The following is a 13,825-nucleotide window of genomic DNA, read 5'->3' on the forward strand; positions in this document are numbered from 1 at the left end:
GCTAGGCAAACCCCTCTCGAGCCTCTCCCGCTCATAGGTCGGCACCCGGGTCACGCAGGCCAAATGAGAGCCACACGACGAGTCGAGGGCAGCCGATGTGAGAGCGACGACCCGGGCACCTGGACCGAGCCTCGCCAGGCACCGGTCGTGGGTCAATAGAACAAGTAGCCGATGAGGGGTCGGGGGAATCAGGGCAATGATTGGCCCGGGAGCGGAACCGCGTCCGGCACGAGCTCGAGGGTGTGGCGAGTGCCTAACGAGCTTCGCGGGTTGTCCCCGTAGACGATCGACAACGGGACCGGGATCGCACCCACTCCGGAAGTCGGGTCGGACCCGGCCGCAGCGCACCAACTAGGTGAGCCTCGGTGGTTGTCGGTGGGGCTCCCTAGGCTTCCCGCGTCACCCACGCCGCACCGCACTGGAGGAACCAATGACCGAAACTTCGGACGCTACTTCGACGGGCCGAGATGCCTTCGACGTCGTCCTCGGCGAGTGGCACGTGTCCAACCGGAAGCGTGTCGACATGCTGGATCAGGACAGCGACGAATGGGTCGAATTCCGGTCTCGGGGAGTACACCGACCGCTTCCGGGCCGTGCTGGGAACCTCGAGACGTACGAGACCTATGAGATGCCAGGTGTGGGCGAGTTTCACGGACTGGCGTTGCGTCTGTACGACCCAGCCGAAGACATTTGGCGGATTTGGTGGTCCTCCAGTCTCACCCCCGGCAAGCTCGACCCACCGTTGGAGGGTCGGTTCGACGCTGGCCGAGGCACTTTCGTTACCGACGACGTCATCGCCGGGCGCTCGATCAGGGTGCGATTCGTATGGTCCGATCTCGGCGTGGACCGCGCGAGTTGGGAGCAGGCGTTCTCGCGCGACGAGGGGCAGACGTGGGACACGAACTGGGTGATGAACATGACGCGCGCCGAAGGCTAGGAAGCTCTCGATCGATCTGCGTCCGCTCGCCGGGACCGTCGCCGCCAGCAATCCCGAGCGAGCGATCCCGTACTGGCACGTCGCCGCGAGCCGATCCTCGTACGCCGACTCTCTTGGAGACGCAGCACCGATACGTTAAGTGCGTGAGCGATTTCAGCGTGTCCTACCTCGGACGACTTCGACAACGCGTAGGCCACGAGTTGCTGTTGTGCCCTGGTGCTCAAGTCCTTGTGGTGCGACAGGACAAACACGTCCTCGTCCAGCGGCGCGCTGACTCAGGGGTATGGGAGATTCCTGCTGGCGCGTGCGAGCCCGGTCAGTCGTTCGCGACCGCCGCCGTTGCGGAGCTCGCGCAGGAGGCTGGGATCGTCGCCGAACCGAGTGACCTCGAACCGTTCGCGTCCTTATCCGATCCAAGCGTGCACACCTTGCACTATCCCAACGGCGACCGCGTCCACGCATTCGCACTCTGCTTCGTGCTGAGAGTGACCGGCGCCGCAGCGACATCCACCGATGGCGAGGCCTTAGAGCATCGGTGGTGCCTTCCCACCCTGATTCCCGAACCTGTGCATGGGCCGACCCGTGTGGTGCTCGATCTATTCGCGCGGTATGAGCAAACGGGCAAATTTCAGGCGCGTTAGACCGTTGTCGCGCGTAGCGGGAATGGTTGGCAGTACCCTCCAGCCGCCTGTAGGCGCGCTCTTGTGGCGAATGAGCGGATGAGCTCTTCGCAGCCCCTTCTCGCATCCCGCAGGGCCCATCTTCTGTACCCGTCGCCGCCAACCAGAAGTTGGCAACTTGTCCGCCGTCCCCAGCGAAAGTTGCCCGGGGCTCCGCTGCATCCCCGGCAGCCCCATCGGTGATCCGCAATTGGGGAGACCCCGCGGATTGCGGAATTGCGGGCGCTCGCTGCATTGACAACTGCCCAAGCACCTGGCGCGTCATAGTTGGGGGCGGACGGTCGTCCGCGCCGACGGGAGGCACCCATGCACCGCCCTAACCGCCTGAGGACTGCCGCCTTCGCTGTGTTGCTAGCAACGCTGTTATCAGGATGCGGGGCTACCAACGGTGCGCCTGCCGAAACCGCGCCTGTGGCGGAGGCTGCCGACACCACCACGCCGACCGCGGCCACCACGCCATCCGGGAAGGCGTCGACGACGTCCCCTGCCCCGCCACCCTGCAAGTCGCCCTCCGAGGTGCCGGAGGCGCAGGACAGTGAGGTCCTTGTCTACTTCACGTGCGCCGCCGGGATGGAGGGCGACTTTCACTCGTTCGCTCGTCCTGTTCGAGCGTCCGACTCGGTCGAAGAGCGGCTTAACGCGGCTGTCGAGGCTTACCTTTCGGGTCCCCTTCCCGGCGAGGGGCAGAACTACTTCACGTTCGCAGGCAAGGATGCGCTCAACTCGACCGACGTGATCGGACCCCGAGCGATCATCGACATCAACTTCGATGGAGTCGGGATGTCGACGAGTGCCCAGTCGGGTCACATATGGAACGTGCTGGAGCTACTCGCATTTCAGTTCCCCGCCATAAGCGAGATGGAGCCCCGGTGGAACGGCAGTTGCGAGGCGTTCGGTGCTGCAGTGCAGGCAGGCGAATGCCTCATCGCACGACGCAATGGGGACTACGTACCCGGAGCGTGATGTGCCCGCTATCGGTGGGGCACGTGTCTGCAGGCCCTGAGCTTGGCCCTTCGAGCGTCCACTCATCAGCCCGAGCGTCCCGGAGGACGAACGATCGCCGGGCACGCGGCGGGTAGACAGCCGTCGGCTGCTGCTCGAGTCCCATGGGGCCGGTCCGGTGAGGTGTTCGGGACAGGAGCCTTCAACGGCGAGCATTTGTCGGATTCCGTGAACTGGCCGTATGCAGTCGGCTCGCTCGTCCTCAGGCGAGGTAGAGCTTCCGCAAGCGTTCGGAGATGACCCAGGTCGTGCGGTCCCCCTCGTGGAGCTCGACCAGGACCCCAGGCTGCAGGTCGACAGAGCTGCCATCGTCGAACGTGACGGTCCCGCTGCCGCTCAGGACGAGGAAGAGCTCGTCGGACTCGACATCGACGTCGTTGCCGGGGCCGGCCTCCCACAGTCCAATCGTGTGACCGCCGAGGGTCGATGCCCTGCGCCCCGGGCTGCCGAGCACGCGGTCCGCTGTGGCAAGCGCGTCGGAACCTCCGTCCGGTTCGACTGGCTCGAGCATCAGGTCGGGGGAGAGGAGTCGTGCTGCCGCGGTGCCGGTGGTGTTCATGCGTCGACCCTAGGCGCGCGACGGCAAGGCGCGTCGCCCTGCGGCTCCACGCACCTGCGTGGAGCTACAGCTTGATTCGAGTCAGGTACCTGAAGGGTCCACGCACCTGCGTGGACCTTCAGCCCTGCGCTGCATGTTGACGGGGTCTTGGCCGGGGCGATCGCCATACTGCCGCCATGTGGCAACCGCTCCGTGAGTCCTCGGTCGAGGGCGTGCACCGCGTCCTCGCCGAGGTCGACGTGGCCTTCGGTGACGTGGTGGAGCGGAGCGTCGCGGATGTCGGCGAGGTGCTCGCGGCCGGATCCTTCTGGGGCGTTCACAATCCGGAGGGTCGCTTGGTCGCCGTGGCCGGGTCCGTCCACGATGAGGAGTGCGTCCTGCGGGTCGCGGCTGCCCACCCCGGTCGGGCTGAGCTGTTGGCCGAGGCCGTTCCCCTGCTCGAGGAGGCACTGGCAGCGGGAGCTCCGCTGTGGTTGCCGACCCAGGACCGCGACGCCGGGGCGGTGGCTGCCGCGCACGGGCTGGCGTCGGCGTACACCGATCTGCAGATGCGCACCCGCACGGCAGTTGCCTCTGCGGGCCCGCCACCGGCGGGGATGAGGCCTGCGCGAGCTGGACCCCTCGGGCCTCCGAGACGTCCACGACCTGGTGTGTGCCGCTTGGGGCGTGGAGGACCACTGGCCCGCGTTCCTCCGCCGGTTCGAGCAGGCAGCGCGCGAGCCCGCGATGTGGGTCCTGCTCGAGAACGAGGAACGTGAGCTCGTTGCCGCCGGCATCGGGGGCGTCGAGGAGTTGGGGGACGGCCGGTTCGGGGTGGTCCGCCACCTGGACGTCGCGCCGAGCGCCAGGCGGCGCGGGCTCGGACGCTGGGCGCTCAACGAGCTCCTCGTCCGGTTCGCCCACGCTGGCCGGGACGAGGCGCAGCTCGGTGTGCACGCCGACAACGTGTCGGGAGCGCCCGACCTTTACCGCTCGCTCGGGTGGAGCGTCGTCTCCTCGCAGGACAAGTGGGTGCGCCCGCCCTCCTAGTCCCGGGCGAGGCTCTCATGCGCGTCGATGAGCGACGGGCCGTACCACGTGAGCAACCGTCCGCTGACCAGCTCGGTCGGGGTGAGCGTGAAGGCCTCGGGGCCGTCGGCTGAGGTGAAGACATAGGGCTCGTCCGGCAGCAGGATGGCGTCCGCACCGGCCGCGTCCAGGTCCGCCACGTCCAGGCTCGGATAGCGCTCGGGGTGGTCGGCGTAGACGTTGTCGAGGCCGAGGCGACGGGCCAGGTCGCCGGTGAAGGTCCGGCTGCCGACCACCATCCACGGGTCTCGCCAGACCGGGATCGCCACGCGTCGATGCACGGGCGGCATGGGTGCGGTCCACAGCTCGGTCGCCGCTTCGAGCCACGACGGGCGGGGCCAGCGCAGGGCCTCGTCGAAGAGCCGTCCCAGGGACGAGAGCGCCTGCGGGACGGTCTCGATGTCGGTGACCCACACCCGGACGCCACGCTCGCGCAGTCGGCGTACGTCCAGCTCCCGGTTCTCCTCCTTGTTGGCGATCACCAGGTCGGGGGAGAGCTGCGCGATCTTCGCGACGTCGGGATTCTTGGTGCCGCGCACCCGGGGGACGTCGAGGTCGGTCGGGTGCGTGCACCAGTCGGTGGCGCCCACGATCGACCCGGGGTCGACGCTCGCCAGGCTCTCGGTGATCGAGGGGACCAGGGAGACGACGCGGCGTGCCGGGCCGGCCGCGGCGAAGGGTTCGAGGGGATGGCCGAGGTCGTCCCGAGTCACGTCCGTGGGCACGGTCAGACGTTGCGGCGGTACTGGCCGCCGACCTCGAAGAACGCCTCGGTGACCTGCTGCAGCGAGCACACGCGGGCAGCGTCCATCAGCACGGCGAAGACGTTGTCGCCGGAGGCGGCCGCGTCCTTGAGCCGCGCGATGGCCTCGGCGGACTCGGAGGTGTGGGCCGCCTGGAACTCGCGCACCCGACGCAGCTGGGACTCCTTCTCCTCCTCCGTCGCGCGGGCCAGCTCGACCTCGGGCGGGGAGACGTCGGAGTCGGGCTTGACGAAGGTGTTGACGCCGACGATGGGCAGCGAGCCGTCGTGCTTGCGGTGCTCGTAGAGCATCGACTCGTCCTGGATGCGACCACGCTGATAGCCGGTCTCCATCGCCCCCAGCACACCGCCGCGCTCGTTGATGCTGTCGAACTCGGCCAGCACGGCCGCCTCCACCAGGTCGGTCAGCTCGTCGATGATGAAGGAACCCTGGAGCGGGTTCTCGTTCATCGCGAGACCCCACTCGCGGTTGATGATCAGCTGGATGGCCAGCGCCCGGCGCACGGACTCCTCGGTCGGGGTCGTGACCGCCTCGTCGTAGGCGTTGGTGTGCAGCGAGTTGGCGTTGTCGTAGATCGCGATCAGCGCCTGCAGCGTCGTGCGGATGTCGTTGAAGTCCATCTCCTGCGCGTGCAGGGAGCGACCGCTGGTCTGGACGTGGTATTTCAGCTTCTGCGAGCGGTCGTTGGCGCCGTACTTCTCCTTCATCGTGATCGCCCAGATGCGGCGCGCGACCCGGCCGATGACGGTGTATTCGGGGTCCATGCCGTTGGAGAAGAAGAAGGACAGGTTCGGCGCGAAGTCGTCGATGTCCATCCCGCGCGCGAGGTAGGCCTCGACGTAGGTGAAGCCGTTGGCCAAGGTGAAGGCGAGCTGGCTGATGGGGTTCGCCCCGGCCTCGGCGATGTGATAGCCCGAGATCGACACCGAGTAGAAGTTGCGGACCTTCTGCTCGATGAACCATTCCTGGATGTCGGCCATCATGCGCAGGCAGAACTCGGTGGAGAACAGCGCGGTGTTCTGCCCCTGGTCCTCCTTGAGGATGTCGGCCTGCACCGTGCCCCGGACATGTGCCAGGGCGTACGCCGTCAGCTCGGCGTGCTCCTGGTCGTCGGGCTCGCGTCCCTCGGACCCACGGAACTTCTCGACCTGCTGGTCGATGACGGTGTTGAGGAAGAACGCCAGCACGGTCGGCGCCGGACCGTTGATGGTCAGCGACACCGACGTCGACGGGGCGACCAGGTCGAAGCCGTCGAAGAGCGCCGACATGTCGTCCAGGGTGGCCACCGAGACGCCCGAGGTGCCGACCTTGCCGTAGACGTCGGGACGGGGATCGGGGTCGCGGCCATAGAGCGTCACCGAGTCAAAGGCCGTCGAGAGCCGGGTCGCGTCACCGTCCTGGCTCAGCAGCTTGAAGCGCCGGTTGGTCCGGAACGGGTCACCCTCGCCGGCGAACATCCGGGCGGGGTCCTCACCGTCGCGCTTGAACGGGAAAACGCCTGCGGTGAAGGGGAAGTAGCCCGGGAGGTTCTCGTTGCGCCAGAAGCGCACGAGCTCGCCGTGGTCGGTGAAGCGGGGGAGCGCCACCCGCGGGATCTTGTTGCCGCTCAGGGACTCCTTGGTGAGCAACGTGCGGATCTCGCGGTCGCGCACCTTCACGACCTGCTCGTCGCCCGAATAGGACGCCACGACCGCGGGCCACGCCTCGAGCTGGTCGGTGACCTCGTGGGGGACCGCCTTGCGGGCCTTCTCCAGCAGACCCGCCACGCCGTCGACCTGCTCGCCGGCGTCGGCGAGCTCGCCCTGGACGACCTCGAGCCGCTGCACCCGGCGGGCCGCCTCGACGTGCGCCTGGGTCTGCGCGTGGTAGCCGCGGATTGCCTCGGTGATCTCGGCGAGGTAGCGCACGCGGTCGGTGGGCACGACCTGACGGATGCCCGAGGAGTGGCGTACGTCGACATGCGGCAGCGTGCCCTCGGTGACGGGCAGGCCGCTCGCGGCGAGCGTGTCGCGGAGGTGTTGGTAGAGCGCCGTGACGCCGTCGTCGTTGAAGGTGGCGGCGCTGGTGCCGAACACGGGCATGTCGGCGGGCTGCTTGCCGAAGGCCTCGCGGTTGCGGACCATCTGCCGGCCGACGTCGCGCATCGCGTCCTTGGCCCCACGGCGCTCGAACTTGTTGATGGCGACGGTGTCGGCGAAGTCGAGCATGTCGATCTTCTCCAGCTGCGACGCGGCGCCGAACTCGGGCGTCATGACGTAGAGCGAGTGGTCGACGAACGGGACGATCGCCGCGTCTCCCTGCCCGATGCCGGGGGTCTCCACGATCACCAGGTCGAACCCGGCGGCCTTCATCACTGCGATGACGGTGTCGAGGTGCTCGGGCACCTCGTGGGCCCCGCGCGTGGCGAGGCTGCGGAAGAAGATTCGATCTCCATCGAGGGAGTTGGCGCGGATCCGGTCACCGAGCAGGGCGCCGCCACCCTTGCGGCGGGTCGGGTCAACGGCGATGACCGCAACCCGGAGCTTGTCCTGCTGGTCGACGCGGAAGCGCCGCACGATCTCGTCGGTGAGGCTGGACTTGCCCGAGCCGCCGGTGCCGGTGATGCCGAGCACAGGGGAGGTGTGGGCGGCTGCCGCCTGCTGGAGGCGCGCCAGCATCTCGGCGGTGAGCTGTCCGGTCTCCGCCCCGGTCAGGGCGCGGGCGATGGCGAGGCGGTCACCGGCGAGGACGGCGTCGATGTCTGCCGGCCGGGCCTGCCAGGGGTCGAAGTCGCAGTCGGCGACGACGGAGTTGATCATCCCCACCAAGCCCATGCGCTGGCCGTCCTCGGGGGAGAAGATCGTCACGCCCGAGTCGCGCAGGCGCTGGATCTCCGCCGGCACGATGACGCCCCCGCCACCGCCGACGACCTTGACGTGGTCGGCGCCGGCAGCCCGCAGCGACTCGACGAGGTATTCGAAGTATTCGACGTGCCCGCCCTGGTAGGACGAGACCGCGATGCCCTGGACGTCCTCCTCGAGCGCGGCGTCCACCACCTCCTGGACGGAGCGGTTGTGCCCGAGGTGGATCACCTCGCAGCCCTGGCTCATGAAGATCCGCCGCATGATGTTGATCGAGGCGTCGTGCCCGTCGAAGAGCGCCGAGGCGGTGACGAGGCGGACCGGGTGCTGGGGCTGGTGGAGCTCGACCATGAGGATCCTCAGGCGGTGTAGTTGGATGTCCTACTACCACGATGGTAGGACATCCAACTACCTATGGGAAGCGGTCGGCGGCACGGCCACGTGGTCACCCGCGGCGGCACGCACCTGCCCGAGCAGCTCGGTCAGGCGCAGGACGTCCTCGAGCGGGATCCCGGGCTGCTCGAAGACGTGCTGGTTGAGCCCGTCCGTCGCTCGCTCGACGACCTCGCGGCCGGCGTCGGTGAGGGAGGCGAGCACCACCCGTCGGTCGTGCTCCCGGCGCAGGCGCTCGACGTAACCCTGCCGGACGAGACGCTCAACGGCACTGGTGACGCTGGTCGGGTGCACCTGGAGCAAGGACCCGAGGCGGGTCATCGGCATGGAGCCGGACTGCACGAAGGACAGGAGCCGCAGCACCTCGTAGCGCGCGAAGCTCAGGTCGAGCGGGCGCAGCACCGCATCGATGCGCTCGGTGAGCAGCTGCTGGACCCTGGCCACCGACGTGACCATGGCCATCCCGTCGGCCGCGTCGGACCAGCCGTGACGGACCCACTGGCCGTGAGCCTCGCGGATCGGGTCTCTCTCGGGCGCCATCCCGACAGGCTACGCGAAGACGATAGGACGTCCTAGCATCGTGCTCAGCCGACGAGATCGCGGAGCTGCTGGGCGCGGAACGGCTTCTGCAGCACGGCCTGCACGCCGAGCCCCTCGGCGTCGAGCGTGTGGACCCCGGACCGGCCGCTGACGACGATCACGCGGAGGCCCACGGCCCACTCGCGGTGCTCGCTCATCCACCGCAGGACGTCCTCGCCGCTCATGCGCGGCATCGTCAGGTCGAGCAGCATGAAGTCGTAGCTCTCGGCGCCCAAGGCTTCGACGGCCTCGACACCGTCGCACGCCTTGTCGACGAAGTGTCCGAGTTGCCCGACCATCTCTCCCAGGACATCGCGCATGTCCTGGTCGTCATCGACCACCAGGAAGCGGAGCGGTGCCCTGTCGGAGCTCATGTCCGACCGTACTGCGACCGGTCCTGAGCTGTATGGCGGATGGATCACCGATGGCCCCTGGTCTAGTCGGCCGGGGCGGCCGCGCCGACGGGGACTGGGACCACACGCCGACGCGACCTATGGCCCCGCGGCATGGGGACGCAGGGCCGTACAAGCCATTCTAGGACGCCCCGGGCCACGAACTAAAGCGACGGTGCCGTTGCTCCCGGCAGGTCCATGTGGGCGACGAAGACGTGGAAGTCATCCTCCAGGCGGCGAGACGACACATGCAGGCTCACCGGCACCTCCGAGCCGTCGGCCCGGAGGATCGGGACGGTGATCCAGAGGTTGAGCAGGGCGTCGCGACCGTTGGTGACATGGAGCGTGGTGCCAGCGATGTGGGCCTGGTGGAACCGTTCGGGGACGACGGTGAGGATGCGCTGACCGAGCAGCTCGTCCTCGCGGGAGTAGCCGAGGAAGTCGACCACGGTCGGTGTCACCGCGACGATGATGCTCGAGTCGTCCGTCACGAGGAACGCCTCATCGCTCTCGGAGAGCTCGTGGTAGACGTGAGCCCGGGCCGTGCCGGGGTCGAGGGCCGCGCGCGCCGAGCTGCTGGTCCGCCAGGGCTTCGGCTCCGCGAAATTTGCCTGGCCGGCCACTTCGCCGCACAACCACGAGCGCATCTCGGCCATCTCGGGTTGGGTCGGCGGGCTCAGGAGCGCGCCGCTCTCCGCTGCCGCCACTGCTCGGGTCAGCAGATCGTCAAGGACCTCGAAGTGCCGGACGGACTGGGCCGGGATGCGCACGACGACCCTCGGGGCGGTGACGACAGGCTCGACCGAGCTGGCCATGAGTGCCTCGGGGTCGGTGGGCAGCTGCGGCGGAGGCAGGTGCTCGTCGAGGATGCTGAGCGCGTCGCTCGCGGCAGCATGGTCGTCGAGAGCGTGGTCATCGCGCTCGAGCGCGTAGAGCAGGTGCTCCCTCAGCAGGGTCGCGGCGTGCTCCTGCCATGCCCAGTGCATGAGGAGCGGCATGTCGAGCAACGTCACCTCGATCCGGTCTGGTCCGGTCGCCAGCAGGGGTGCGGTGGGGCTGAGGAGTAGCGGACTGGAGAGGTCGCCGATCTCGAACCAGACGACCTTCCCGCCGTTGGTGAGTTGCGCGTCCCACCGGTCGGCGTGCTCCTCCACGATCCGCAGGCCGCGTCCCGTCCCGGCGGTGTCGGTCCACGTGCGGCGGATCGGCAGTCGGACACTCCCGTCCTCGACCTCCACCCTGAGCGCTGCCGGCTCGGCGGTGATCCGCAGGCTCACCATCGTGCCGGCGTGCACCACGGCGTTGGTCACGAGCTCGGAGACGACCAGCTCCGCCACGTCTCGCAGGTGGGTGGCCCCCGCAACCTCCAGGGCACGCCGCACCGCCCGCCTCGCCTGCCCCGCCGTCATCGGCTCCGCAGGAAGGTTCAGCTCCGTGGTCCCAGATCCGGTCACACTCACCACCAAGGACGTAGATCGGGGCCCACGCTCGGCAGCGGGCGATGGTTGAACCGTACCGGGAAACCCCGCCCCGGACTGGGAAAGGACCGACTACGGACGCAGATCAGCGGCCACGAGCAGAGCGGGTAGCAGTGCGTCCGCGATGACGGCATAGCCCGCACTCGAGGGGTGGAACCGATCGGCGGAGAAGAGCGACGGATCCCCGGCGAAGGCGCGGGACGCGCGCTGATCGGCGTCCGCGACGTGGCCGCCCGCCTCCACCACAGCTGCCACCTGGTGCTGGCGGAGGGACTCCCCGGCTGCTCGGACCGCGTCTCGCAGGAACGCCGGCACGTGCGGGACCGAGCTGAGGTCGGGTGCCGGAGCCACGACCACCTCGACGTCAGCCTCACGGAGCCGTCGTACGGCGGCCGCGAGGGCTTGTACGGCGTCTGCCACCGGCGCGCGATGGGTGAGGTCGTTGGCGCCGATCACCACCACCGCAAGGGACGGCGACCACGCCAGCGCAGCGCGGACCTGCGAGGCCAGACCGGAGCTCCGCGCACCCGGGACGGCGAACACCTGGACGTCCACCTCGAGCCCGCACAGGGCGAGGCCGTCCGCCAGGCGTGGGGCGAGCCGGTCGCGCTCGCGCGCCGCTCCCTGCCCCCATGCGATGGAGTCCCCCAGGACTGCCAGCCGAGTCACCATGTGTCAAGCAGAGCAAACGCCGCCAACTTCCCTCAGGGCTTCCCGGCGTCGGCGTAGGACCGCACGGTCGAGATGTTCAGCGGGAAGTCGATGCTGAGGTCGCGGAACAGCAGGCCCCCGGCGGCCGTGGCCGCCTCGGCGATCTGCTCGGCGGTCGCGTCGGCGAGCGCGGCCGGGGTGTGCACGACGACCTCGTCGTGGAGGAAGAACACGAGGTGCGGGCGGGAGTCGAGGGGACCGGTGTCGTGCAGACGCCACAGCCGGTTGCGCAGGTCGGCGATCCAGCACAGCGCCCACTCGGCACCCGTGCCCTGCACGACGAAGTTGCGGGTGAACCTGCCGTACGCCCGCCGCCGGCGCGCCTGGGCGTCCGGGTCGGCGGGGCGCCCGTCGGCGTCGAGCCCCCAGTCGTCGCCCAGGCCGGGTGATCCTCGTCCCAGCAGGGTCCGCACCACCTGGCCGCGCTCACCTGCCCGGGCCGCCTCCTCGACCAGGCCGAAGGCCTCGGGGTAGCGACGGGTGAGCCCGGCGACCATCCGGCCGCTCTCGCCGCTGGTGGCGCCGTACATCGCACCGAGCAGTCCCAGCTTGGCGTCGTTGCGACTGGCCACGGCCCCGTCGTCGACCATGCCCTGGTAGAGGTCGGCGCCGCGAGCCGACCGGGCGAGCGCGCGGTCGCCGCTCATGCCCGCCAACACCCGCGGCTCGAGCTGTGCCACGTCGGCGACGACGAACACCCAGCCCTCGTCGGCCACCGCCGCGGGCCGGATCTGCACCGGGAAGGACAGCGCGCCGCCTCCGTTGGACGACCACCGCCCGGTGCTGGAGCCGGCTGGCTGGTAGGACGGCCGGAAGCGGCCGCCGCTCACCCACTGGTCGATCCAGGCCCAGCCGTTGGTCTGGAACAGGTGAGCGAGGTGCTTGTAGCGCAGTAGCGGGATGATGCCCGGGTGCTCGAGCCTGCGCAGTGACGAAGCGCGGGTGTCCGTGGCGTCCAGCCCGGCTCGGCGCAGCGCCGCCAGCAGCTCTGGGCGCGAGTCGGGGTTGAGTGCCGGTGCGCCGAACGCCTCTCGCACCTCCGCGACCACAGCCTCGAGCCCCCGCGGCCGGGCACCGCGCGGCGGCCGCGGCCCGAGCAGGTCGTTGAGCAGCCGCTCGTGCACGTCGACGCGCCAGGGGACCCCGGCGTACGTCATCTCGGCTGCGGCCAATGCGCCCGCCGACTCCGCCGCGAGCAGCAGACCCAGCCTGGCGGCCTCGCCGGAGGCCGCCACCGCGGCCAGCTGCCGGGCATCCTCATGGTCGGCATCGAGGAACTCGACCCTGTCGTCGACGGAGAACAGTGCCGGATCCGAGGGCGTGCTCGGTCGCAGCCGGTCCCAGTGCTCGGACTCCTCCCCCTCGAGCAGCCGCGGATCCGCCGCGGGTGCCCGCCGCAGCAGGTGGCGACCCAGCCGCAGGTCGTGGCAGCGCTCGACCCGCACACCAGCGGCCAGCAGCGACGGATACCACCGAGCGGTGTCGTCCCACACCCAGCGGGGACCGTCTGCCTCCCGCGCCCGGACGTAGGCCTCGAGGTCGCCGGCCGCCAACCCGAGCTCGGTGCCGCCATCGCGGACCCGCACCAGCTCGCCCGGCAGGCGCGAGAGCGTGATGCGGGTCATGACGACAGCGTCTCAGCACCGCGCCGCGGTGTTACGTTCACCGCTCGTGGTCCCTCGACGAGCGGCCCAGCAAGGAAACGGGGAGAGACATGATGCGCAAACGCCTTGTGATCACGGCAACTCTCGTACTTCTGCTCGCTGCCGGTGGGACATGGCTCCTCCTTGACTCGAGGAAGGGGTTTCCGACGACAGCCAGCGCCTCCTACGACAGCAGCTCGGAGGCGGGCCCTCGCCCCACGAACGTGGGCGAGCTGGTCGCCACGGCGACCTTCACCTTCGAGGGGAAGGTCCTGCGCGTCGAGCAGGGCGAACCAGTGCCCTACGACGATGGAAGCGGAGACGTGACCGTCCCCCGCTACCTCGTCGTGGAGGTCGGCACCGTGTTCCACAGCCGGGACCCGGCGGCGACCGTTCCCTCCACCCTGCTCGTCTGGGACGGCTACTGGGAAGACGGCGTCGGCTACGAGCGGGAGCCGATCGGCTGGGCCCAGCCAGGACAGAGCGGGTTCTTTTTCGTGAGACAAGGTCGTGGACCCGACGGCGACTTCCGGGGTAGGTACACGCCGATCGCCGAGGGCCTCGCGCTGATCGGCGGAGAAGAGGTCGAGTACGGCCACGAGGGCGTCTGGCAGTCCCTGGGTTCGTCTGCATCCCCGGACATGTTCCGCAGCGCCATCTCTGAGGGTGCGAGAGCCGCGAGGAGCGGCGAGGCGGAGCCAGTCCTTCAGACGATCTGCTACCCGTCCGTCCCGGGCGATGAGAACTCCGAACCCATCTGTGTGGAGGAGTGATCCAGC

The 13,825-nt window shown here is 69.2% G+C and carries 14 protein-coding genes; 6 read left to right on the plus strand and 8 right to left on the minus strand.

Features of this window, described 5'->3' with window-relative positions; all coding sequences use genetic code 11:
* The first annotated feature begins 430 nt into the window (after window positions 1–430).
* From VNJ48_RS13795 to VNJ48_RS13805, 3 genes are all read left to right on the plus strand, one after another.
* Window positions 431–937 (plus strand): hypothetical protein, encoded by a 507-nt coding sequence (locus tag VNJ48_RS13795; RefSeq protein ID WP_325603046.1) that lies wholly within the window; start codon window positions 431–433, stop codon window positions 935–937.
* 143 nt (window positions 938–1,080) lie between these two features.
* Window positions 1,081–1,578: an NUDIX domain-containing protein gene (locus tag VNJ48_RS13800; protein ID WP_325603048.1), complete on the plus strand. Its 498-nt coding sequence runs from the start codon at window positions 1,081–1,083 to the stop codon at window positions 1,576–1,578.
* A gap of 345 nt (window positions 1,579–1,923) precedes the next feature.
* Window positions 1,924–2,580: a hypothetical protein gene (locus VNJ48_RS13805; RefSeq protein WP_325603050.1), complete on the plus strand. Its 657-nt coding sequence runs from the start codon at window positions 1,924–1,926 to the stop codon at window positions 2,578–2,580.
* Window positions 2,581–2,821: 241 nt separating this feature from the next.
* Here VNJ48_RS13805 and VNJ48_RS13810 read toward each other — a convergent pair whose 3' ends face one another.
* The gene (locus tag VNJ48_RS13810; protein WP_325603051.1) at window positions 2,822–3,178 is read right to left on the minus strand and encodes a cupin domain-containing protein; all 357 of its coding nucleotides are present in this window, start codon (window positions 3,176–3,178) and stop codon (window positions 2,822–2,824) included.
* Window positions 3,179–3,354: 176 nt separating this feature from the next.
* Here VNJ48_RS13810 and VNJ48_RS13815 point away from each other — a divergent pair, with 176 nt between their 5' ends.
* Window positions 3,355–3,936, plus strand: coding sequence for a hypothetical protein (locus VNJ48_RS13815; RefSeq protein WP_325603424.1), 582 nt, complete (start codon window positions 3,355–3,357; stop codon window positions 3,934–3,936).
* Window positions 3,845–4,207, plus strand: coding sequence for a GNAT family N-acetyltransferase (locus VNJ48_RS13820; protein ID WP_325603052.1), 363 nt, complete (start codon window positions 3,845–3,847; stop codon window positions 4,205–4,207). Before VNJ48_RS13815 ends, VNJ48_RS13820 begins: the two co-directional genes overlap by 92 nt.
* Here VNJ48_RS13820 and VNJ48_RS13825 read toward each other — a convergent pair.
* From VNJ48_RS13825 to VNJ48_RS13855, 7 genes are all read right to left on the minus strand, one after another.
* Window positions 4,204–4,971, minus strand: coding sequence for a helical backbone metal receptor (locus VNJ48_RS13825; protein WP_325603054.1), 768 nt, complete (start codon window positions 4,969–4,971; stop codon window positions 4,204–4,206). The two genes, VNJ48_RS13820 and VNJ48_RS13825, sit on opposite strands and share 4 nt — an antisense overlap.
* A 2-nt stretch (window positions 4,972–4,973) precedes the next feature.
* The gene (gene icmF, locus VNJ48_RS13830; RefSeq protein WP_325603056.1) at window positions 4,974–8,201 is read right to left on the minus strand and encodes a fused isobutyryl-CoA mutase/GTPase IcmF; all 3,228 of its coding nucleotides are present in this window, start codon (window positions 8,199–8,201) and stop codon (window positions 4,974–4,976) included.
* A 57-nt stretch (window positions 8,202–8,258) separates the two neighbouring features.
* Window positions 8,259–8,783 (minus strand): MarR family transcriptional regulator, encoded by a 525-nt coding sequence (locus VNJ48_RS13835; protein ID WP_325603058.1) that lies wholly within the window; start codon window positions 8,781–8,783, stop codon window positions 8,259–8,261.
* A 44-nt stretch (window positions 8,784–8,827) separates the two neighbouring features.
* Window positions 8,828–9,196, minus strand: a complete 369-nt coding sequence (locus tag VNJ48_RS13840; RefSeq protein WP_325603060.1) for a response regulator — start codon at window positions 9,194–9,196, stop codon at window positions 8,828–8,830.
* Between the two features lie 182 nt (window positions 9,197–9,378).
* Entirely contained in the window at window positions 9,379–10,668 is a 1,290-nt protein-coding gene (locus tag VNJ48_RS13845; RefSeq protein ID WP_325603062.1) for a PAS domain S-box protein, read from the minus strand.
* 96 nt (window positions 10,669–10,764) lie between these two features.
* Window positions 10,765–11,364, minus strand: a complete 600-nt coding sequence (locus tag VNJ48_RS13850; RefSeq protein WP_325603064.1) for a GDSL-type esterase/lipase family protein — start codon at window positions 11,362–11,364, stop codon at window positions 10,765–10,767.
* 32 nt (window positions 11,365–11,396) lie between these two features.
* Window positions 11,397–13,028 (minus strand): bifunctional 3'-5' exonuclease/DNA polymerase, encoded by a 1,632-nt coding sequence (locus tag VNJ48_RS13855; RefSeq protein WP_325603065.1) that lies wholly within the window; start codon window positions 13,026–13,028, stop codon window positions 11,397–11,399.
* Window positions 13,029–13,120: 92 nt separating this feature from the next.
* Between VNJ48_RS13855 and VNJ48_RS13860 the strand changes: the two genes are divergently transcribed.
* Complete coding sequence (locus VNJ48_RS13860; protein ID WP_325603066.1) at window positions 13,121–13,819, plus strand: hypothetical protein; 699 nt, start codon at window positions 13,121–13,123, stop codon at window positions 13,817–13,819.
* The last annotated feature ends 6 nt before the right edge of the window (window positions 13,820–13,825 follow it).

Origin of the sequence: Nocardioides sp., from assembly GCF_035576065.1 — a bacterium.
GTDB lineage: Bacteria > Actinomycetota > Actinomycetes > Propionibacteriales > Nocardioidaceae > Nocardioides.